The sequence below is a fragment of the Mycoplasma sp. 327 genome, assembly GCF_053851655.1.
On sequence record NZ_JBSQBA010000001.1, the window covers coordinates 115,755 to 124,591 of the forward strand.

General features: G+C 28.4%; 7 protein-coding genes. 6 read left to right on the plus strand and 1 reads right to left on the minus strand.

What is annotated here, in order from left to right; all coding sequences use genetic code 4:
- Nucleotides 1-256 precede the first annotated feature (256 nt).
- The 5 genes from ACWXVS_RS00405 (at nt 257) to lon (ending at nt 7,073) form a co-directional block, all read left to right on the plus strand.
- Nucleotides 257-1,813 (plus strand): M28 family metallopeptidase, encoded by a 1,557-nt coding sequence (locus ACWXVS_RS00405; RefSeq protein WP_455994481.1) that lies wholly within the window; start codon nt 257-259, stop codon nt 1,811-1,813.
- Nucleotides 1,814-1,942: 129 nt separating this feature from the next.
- Nucleotides 1,943-2,620, plus strand: a complete 678-nt coding sequence (plsY, locus tag ACWXVS_RS00410; protein WP_455994483.1) for a glycerol-3-phosphate 1-O-acyltransferase PlsY — start codon at nt 1,943-1,945, stop codon at nt 2,618-2,620.
- Between the two features lie 67 nt (nt 2,621-2,687).
- Complete coding sequence (hrcA, locus tag ACWXVS_RS00415; RefSeq protein ID WP_438340469.1) at nt 2,688-3,680, plus strand: heat-inducible transcriptional repressor HrcA; 993 nt, start codon at nt 2,688-2,690, stop codon at nt 3,678-3,680.
- The gene (locus tag ACWXVS_RS00420; protein WP_455994485.1) at nt 3,680-4,498 is read left to right on the plus strand and encodes a nucleotide exchange factor GrpE; all 819 of its coding nucleotides are present in this window, start codon (nt 3,680-3,682) and stop codon (nt 4,496-4,498) included. The genes hrcA and ACWXVS_RS00420 overlap by 1 nt, the downstream gene beginning before the upstream one ends.
- 76 nt (nt 4,499-4,574) lie before the next feature.
- Complete coding sequence (lon, locus tag ACWXVS_RS00425; RefSeq protein WP_455994487.1) at nt 4,575-7,073, plus strand: endopeptidase La; 2,499 nt, start codon at nt 4,575-4,577, stop codon at nt 7,071-7,073.
- A 38-nt stretch (nt 7,074-7,111) separates the two neighbouring features.
- Here lon and gap read toward each other — a convergent pair whose 3' ends face one another.
- Complete coding sequence (gap, locus tag ACWXVS_RS00430) at nt 7,112-8,113, minus strand: type I glyceraldehyde-3-phosphate dehydrogenase (protein WP_455994489.1); 1,002 nt, start codon at nt 8,111-8,113, stop codon at nt 7,112-7,114.
- A 491-nt stretch (nt 8,114-8,604) separates the two neighbouring features.
- Here gap and ACWXVS_RS00435 point away from each other — a divergent pair, with 491 nt between their 5' ends.
- Nucleotides 8,605-8,829, plus strand: coding sequence for a hypothetical protein (locus tag ACWXVS_RS00435; protein WP_438340465.1), 225 nt, complete (start codon nt 8,605-8,607; stop codon nt 8,827-8,829).
- Nucleotides 8,830-8,837: the final 8 nt, after the last annotated feature.

Below are 8,837 nucleotides of genomic sequence, written 5' to 3' on the forward strand. Positions count from 1 at the left end.
TTATGCAAATCATATATTGGGAAATGAATATTGCTTAATTTAATTAAGAAATTTGCAACATGCTTTTTTAAAAGATGTCTTAATTTTAATTGAAAAATTGTTATTATTAATATATTTATTATAAATATATTTTTGCTTAATCTGGTCGATTTTTGTGTATAAAAAAATAATAATAGTTTAAAATATATTTATATTTTACAAATTGCTGAATGTTATTTTGTACAAATATAAAACAATTTAAGAAAGGAAATAGTTTATGAAACGTTCAATTAAGGGACTAATTGCCATGGGGGGGCTAACTGGCATTGCACTACCAATAATGGCAATCTCATGTTCAAATCCAAATAATCCAAAATCCACTGATGAAGTAGGGCTAAGAAATACATTTACAAATTTCTTGTCTACTGTTCATGGTAGAAAAGCAGGAGATGATAATAACTTTAAAAAAACGTCATTAGCGACGACAACTCTTAAGTACAACCCTAAAAAACTTTTGAATGATGGAATAAAGTTAGAAAAAGATAAAAGATTAACAACAGAAATAGTTGAAAAGAATTTACTATACAAATTTGGCGAAAAAGTAGATCAAAAAGTTAATAATTATGGTAGCTATTATGCATATAAATATTTAGTTAAAGAAATCGCAGATATGGGTTATACTAATTACACTCCAAATGGAATCACATATCCTGAATATGCTCATGCAAGAACTGTGCAATACGATGAAACCAAAGATAAAGCAATAGTTGATTCAATGAAGCAAAATTTAAAGAATGATGGCTTCTTTACACAAGGTTTTTTATTTGCAAATAATGGATACAATAATGTGGGTAATAATATTGTGGTAACAATTAACCCAAGTGCTAAATTAACTGATAATGGTAAAAGAAAAATTAAAGATTTTTACATTGTTTCTCACTACGACTCAATGAATAATGTAGGACCAAAAGGTGTTTCATGAGGTGCAACTGATAATGCTACCGGTGTTACTGTTAATTTAAATTTATTAAAGTATTTCTCAGATCCTAAAAATAGAGATAATCTAAGTGTTAGATTACATTTAATTTTTGTTGATGGTGAAGAGCTTGACAAACTAGGCTCAGAAGCATTCGTAAAACAATTTTTAACTGGCGAAAAAAATGAATTACGTGATAATTCTTTAGGAATGATTAATATGGATACAGTTGCCGGCGGTGATTATATGTATATTCACTCTCCTAATACTGTTGATGATTTGAATGACGATGGCAAGGTTGAAAAAGATAAATGAAATTTATCTCCATTACTACGTAACCACATCAATAAGCTTTCAAAAGAAAGAGCTAACAAAATAAAGGATGCTGATCAAGAATTAAAAATTCATCCGCAATTTGTTGAAACGGAATATAAAGAAGGCGAAACTGGAGACTGATCAGACCATGCTCCATTCTATCAAATCGCTAAGTTACCAGTGGCTTATGTTGAATCAACAAACTTCGCAATTAAGGCAAAATCAGGTAAATATGATGGATATGCTCAAACTATTAATCCTAAGGCTTGAGTATTAACAAACGGTAAAACAATAGAAAAATTAAAAGAAAGAAAATTGGAAAATGGCCAAATTGTTCATGATTGACCTGATGGATTAACGAAAAAAGATTTTGCGATCCTTGGAGATATTTGACACAGTGATTTAGATACTCTAAAATGGGTTAATGATAACATTGGTCCAAAATTTTATAAACAACTAGATACTGTATTTCAAACTTTAAAGGCAACAGTAACATCATTACATAAAATTGAAGGAAATAACTTTAGTTACATTAAGCTATAAACTAAAAATCCTTGTTTTCAAAAAACATTACCTAATTACTAAGCGGGTAATGTTTTTGTTTAATTTTTTTGATGTATACTTGTCTTAATTTTGAATAATGATTTACTAAAATAATGTATTATTTTATTTATGTTCAATTGAAAATACGTGTGAGTTAATTTAATAATTTTAATACTAGGCTACTTAATTGGCTCGATTAATATTAGCATAATTATTTCAAAAAGAAAAAAACGTGATATTAGAAATTTTGGTTCAAAAAATGCAGGTGCGACAAATGCCTTAAGAGTCTTTGGTTTTAAATTTGCATTAATTGTTTTTTGCTTTGATATTTTTAAGTCTTTTATTCCCACAATCATTGTTTTTGCTATCAAAAAAGGAGTAAATAGTAATTTTATAATTCCTTTATTTGCAGGTTTGGGAGCATTGATTGGGCATATTTTTCCTTGTTACTTTAATTTTAAAGGTGGCAAAGGTGTTGCTTCATTTTTTGGAATGATTTTGGCATTTGATTTTCCAACATTTTTATTGCTTGTATTGGTTTATATAACCTTAGTTTTAATCATAAGATATATTTCGATTTCATCCGTGGTTATATCAATTATTTTTGCTTTTTATTCATTTATTCCTTATTTTTATACATCTTGAATTCTTTCGTTTATAAACCATAATATTCCATTATGATCACATAGTTACATTTTAGTTTTTGCTTCTATATTAATTTTGTTGAAACACATTCCAAATTACATTAGATTATCAAATAAAGAAGAAAAGAAACTTAACTTATTTAGTAGTAAAATTAGCAATTAACTTTATAAAGTGCTAAAATAGTGCTAAAATATATATTATTAAATTTTAAGGAGGTGTTTTTTGTTTTATGGAATTAAAGGCACGCCACATAGAAATTTTTAAGATGATTGTTGAAAAATTTTTTGAGACAGGAGAACCTGTTGGATCTAAAAAATTAGTTGAATCAAAACACTTGACTTCTTCATCTGCGACTATTAGAAATATTATGTCTGATCTTGAAAAGATTGGTTTTCTAGAAAAACCGCATGTATCTGGTGGGAGAATACCTTCAACTAAGGGCCTTGAATACTATACGAAATATATTGCATATAATCCAAAAAAGTTTTTTAATAAAAGTTTGAGTGATATTCTTGTAAAGAAAAGATTGAGTGTAGATTCTACATTAGATGAAGCTGCTAATTTGATTAGTAAAATGGCACATTTTACTGTTGTTGCAACTTCCAATAATAAAGATGAAAAATTAAAAAGTATTCAATTGACACCTCTTGATACGTCTTCAGCAGTTATTGTTATTGTTACCAGCAGTGGTAATGTGCAAAATAAAATTTTTGATTTTAGCGATGATATTGCTTTAAATGATTTGAGAATTGCTGTGAGACTATTTAAAGAAAGACTAATTGATACGCCTTTAATTGAATTGGCTGAAAGAGCTAAGGCTTTGTTACCTTTATTTAAAGAAAGAATAGGCAATTATGAAAAAATATTAGAAAAGTTTGTAAAAACTATTTTTGTTTTTGAAGAAAAGATTCAAAATAAAACCTATAACAAAAACGCAATGATTTTATCAAAAGATATATCTCGTGAAGAATTGGTTGACTTATTAGATCTCATCGAAAAACATTCGGTATGATCAATGATTGAAAATAATTTGGACGAAGACAATAAAATTAAGCTTGATTTTTCAAGAGAAAATTTAAATATTATTAGTAAAAAAATTGACTTTGAGAACGATAAAAATATTAAGGAAATCTCAATTATGGGGCCTAAAAATATTGATATTGATGAATCATTAGAAACGTTAGACATATTGGCAAAAATAGTGCAAAAAGGAGATAAATAATGTGAGATTTTAAAAAATACGAAAAAGTAAATTTTGAGCTATGTGAGAAAGAAAATCACAAAGAAAAAATAACACACTTTTCATACGTTTGAGATTATGATGATGTTGATCCTATTATTAATGAAATATTAAACAAAGGTAAGAGTGAAGCTGATGATTTACTTAGTTATAGGATTAAGAAAAAAAGTTATGTTCTTAAATTGGTTTCAGTCGCTGATCTAGATGATTGAACAAAAAAAGTAATTGAAAAAAATGCCATTCTTACAAATGAACTTTCAGAAAAAAAAGATAGAATTAAATCTTTAGAAGAAACTATCGAAAAAATTAACAACGAAAAAGAGGAGTTAAGAGTTAAATCAATAATCGAAGCTAATAAATTTAAGGATGAGGTTATTGCAATTCAAAAGAAAGCCCAAGACTTAATTAGTGATCATAAACAAAAAAATAATGATCATCAAGAAAAACAAATTGCTGAAGCAAAGAAATATGCGCTTCAATCTTTTATGGAAAATATAATTCAACCTATAAATAATTTTGAAAAAGCAATTCTTGCTGCTAAAAAAATTGATAATGATACATTGAAAAATTTTATCGTCGGATTTCATATGTTATATAATCAGGTTGAAAATATTCTGTTTGATTTTGGATTGAATAAAATTATTCCAAATGTTGGTGATAAGTTTGATTCTAATATTCATCAAGTTTATGAATTGGTTGCATCAGATTTAGAAAAAGATACAATTTTAGAAGTAAAAAATATTGGTTATAAACTAAATGATAGAACTATTAAACCGGCATTAGTTATTGTTTCAAAATAATTCGCTATTTTTTCCTAAATTAGCAAATAAAAATAATAACGTAAATAGAATTTAATAAAATGAAATGAGGAAAAAAATGCAATTACCTTTTATACCAGTTAAGAAGCAGATAATACTGCCACAATCAATGGATGAAATAAGAGTAGGAAAGAAAAATTCGGTTCTTGCCTTACAAAGTGCATTGGATAGTAAGGAATCTAATAATAAGATATTAATAACTTTTATTAAGGAGCAATATATAAATGCCGAAGTAATTACCTCTTCGTCAATGCTAGAAGATTATGGCATTGTAGCTCTTATCAAAGAATCATCGGAAAATAAAGGTGTTTATAAAATAAGTCTTGATGCAGATAAAATTGTTAAAATTAATGAAATTCATTCGTCTGATACCAACCCGGAAGCACCGCTAATATATGCTTCATTTGAATACAAAAACGAAAAAGGGCAAAAGGTCGATATTGAAAAAATAAAAAATTCTATTGAATACTTAAATAATTTTGTTTTAAAACTTGAACCGCAAACAGATAAAAATTTTTCGTCAATTTCTAAACAGGTATTTAACTTTGAAAAAGTCAAAGATTTTGCAATGCAAATGAATTCACTGGTTAAATATAACAAGGAAGAAAAAATCGATGAATTGATATGAAAAAATTTTGCAATTATTAGAGAAGCCTTTACTCGAGATGAACTATTAGGTTTTTTGTCTTTAGATATTTACGATCTTATTAAAAATATCGCTGATAGATTAGCTTGAAAAAAAGAGTCAACAAATATTGACATAGAAATAACTAAGAAATTAAATGAAGAAATGGAAAGCTCACAAAGAGATTTTCTTCTTCGCGAAAAGATGAAGCAGTTAAGACAAATGCTTAATGATGAATCACAAAATAATGCCGAAAATATGGAAAAAGACCCAGAAACTAGCCGCAAGTTTCCTAAATATGTAATTGAAGCATTAAAGACTGAACAAGCTCGCTTGGCTGCCATGATGGCTTCGAGCCCAGAGGCAAATATCTCTAAAACATACATTGATTTAATTTTGGCATTACCATGAAGAAAAGTAAGTAAAGAATTAATTGATATAAATCATGTTAGAGAAGTCTTAAATAAACACCATTTTGGACTTGAAAAACCAAAAAAGAGAATTTTAGAATTTATTTCAGTTCTTACTCACAAACAAAATCAAAAAGAAACTGGTGATTATTTGCCTATTAAAAATGATTCTGACCATTTTATTGATACAAAATTATTCGTTCATAAAACCGGTGATACCTTGAATAATCCAGTTAATAATATTCCTATTTTAACCTTGATTGGTCCTCCAGGAACAGGAAAAACCACATTAGCAAAATCCATTGCAGAAGCTTTAAAAAGAAAATTTATCAAGGTATCGCTTGGTGGTGTAAAAGATGAAAGTGAAATTAGAGGGCATAGAAAAACCTATGTTGGGGCAATGCCTGGGAAAATTATCTCCGCTATTAAAAAGGCAGGTGTTTCTAACCCAGTTATTCTTCTTGACGAAATAGACAAAATGTCTTCTGATTTTAGAGGCGACCCAACTAGCGCTATGTTGGAGGTTCTTGACCCTGAACAAAATGCTAATTTTCAAGATCATTATCTTGACCTTGAATATGATTTATCAAAGGTTTTATTCATAGCTACTGCCAACTATTTTGATTCGATCCCACCCGCATTAGTTGATCGTGTTGAATTACTAGAATTGTCAACATATACCACTGCCGAAAAATTAGAAATAGCTAAAGCACACTTAATGCCCAAAGTTTTAGAACAAAATTCGCTTAAGGAATCGCAAATCCAAATTGATGATGAGGTTATAAAATTTATAATTCTTTCATATACAAGAGAAAGCGGTGTCCGTGAGCTCAAACGTTTATTAGATAATATAGCTCGTAAAATAGTTGTGAAAATATTAGATAATGAAATTAAGGATGAATTTAGAGTTTCTAAAGATGTTGTTGTTGATTTCTTGGGCCCAATTAGATTTGAAGATGATGAAAACGAAAATAGAGATCAAATTGGTGTTGTTAATGGCCTTGCATACACAAGCTTTGGGGGTTCTACACTAGCCATTGAGGTTACTACATTTCCGGGCAAAGACGGGATAAAATTAACCGGTCATTTAAAGGAAGTTATGAAGGAATCTGCGCAAATTGCCTTAGGTTATGTGAGAGCAAATGCTGAAAAATTTGGAATTAATTTTGATTTTGATAATAAGGCAATTCACATCCACGTACCAGCGGGCGCTATTCCAAAAGATGGACCATCAGCCGGTGTTACATTTACTACTTCTATAATTAGTGCGCTAACTAGAAAACCGGTTCCCGCAAACATTGGTATGACTGGCGAGATAACGTTGAGAGGTAAAGTATTACCAATTGGTGGACTGAAAGAAAAATCATTAGCTGCATGTCAATTTGGAATTAAAAAAATATTTATTCCATATGACAATATTAAAAATTTAGTTGATGTACCAGAGGAAGTTAAAAAAGAAGTTACTTTTGTACCTGTGAAGTATTATGAAGAAATATTTGATGATATCTTTAAGACAAAATAATTAGAAAAAAACCTGCTTTAAAGCAGGTTTTTTATTGTTTATTTTATGTTAACTAGATGCTTTAATGTTCTTATATATTGATTAACAAACGACGATTCGTTATCATATCATGCATAAACTTTGTATAATTTTTTGCCATCAACTTCTAATGCTTGAGTTAATTGAGCATCAAATATTGAACCAGCGGTTGAACCAATAATATCACTAGAAACAATAGGATCTTCAGTATAGAAAAAAGATTCTGAACTTGCATTTTTCATTGCCTTATTAATTTCCTCGACAGTTGTATCTTTTTTAAGTTCAACAGTAACATCGATAATTGACCCTGTAATAGTTGGAACTCTTAAAGCAATACCATTCATTTTACCCTTTAGCGTTGGGATAACCTTACCTATCGATTTAGCCGCACCTGTTGTGGTTGGAATCATATTTGAGGAAGCAGCTCTCGCTCTTCTTAAATCTGAATGAGGTGCATCTTGTAATCTTTGGTCTGCAGTGAATGAGTGTACAGTGGTCATGAAGCCTTTTTCAATACCGAATTCATTTTCTAAAACATTTAGAACAGGTGCTAGACAGTTTGTTGTACATGAGGCCCCAGAAACAACAACATCGTCTTTTGTTAAAATATTTTCATTAACTGAATAAACTATAGTTTTTACATCCGCGCTTTTTGAAGGGGCCGTAATTAAAACTTTTTTTGCTCCAGCATTAATATGTAGTTGGGCTAGTTCAGTTGTTAAGAATCTACCTGTACCTTCAACAACCACATCGACTGCCAATTGTTTTCAAGGGAGTTGAGCAGGATCTTTTTCACTAAATATTGGAAACTCTTTACCCTCCACAATTATTGATTTTTCAGTGTTTGAAACACTAAATGGAAACACGCCATGAGCTGTATCGTATTTTAATAAGTGTGCTAATGTTTTTGCATCAGTTAGGTCGTTGATTCCAACAATTTCAACATCTGCATCATTTCATATTTTTCTAAAGATTAAACGGCCTATTCTACCAAAGCCGTTAATTGCTATTTTTTCCTTCATTTTATTTATACTCCATAAATAATAAAATAATTAATTTAATATTAATAATTATAATTCTAAATAATTCTAAAATAACTTAAAAAAACAAAATATTAGGGATTTTTATAATATAGATAATTCCTTAAATTGTGTTATATTCTTAAACATTAAAATTTAACAAAATTAGCAATTTTGTCTTAAAAATTATAAATTCTATATTTTAAAAGAAAAAAATATTTTGTTTTTTGTTATTAAGTATTTTATTATTACAAATAATTATTTTTCAACTTAAATTAAGCTCTAAAAAAAAAAAAAAAAAAACATTTTTTAACCCAAAAATTAATTATTTTTTTAAAAAAAGCGCTTAAAATAAGCAAAAAAATGCGAACTTAAATAAGTATTTATTTAAAAAATATGTTTTTTAGTTTAAACTATTAAATGAATTTACAAAAATTTTATTGTATTCAATAACAGTTAAATTTTTAATTTAAATAATGGAGGAGGGCAAAATTATGGACAATGTAAAGCCTGTTCATTTAGCAAGCGAAAAAGCCATAAATCGAAAAATAAAGGTATCAATAATCATTGGAACAATTTTTATTCTTTTATTTCTTGCTTTGTTAAGTGTAGCAATAGCATATTTAGCAGATTACTTGGTTTACATGAATACAGATAGTGATGGGCTATTATGAACCGTAGCACAACGCAGTAAAGGTTTATTTAACTTGTTTGGTTAAATAATAAA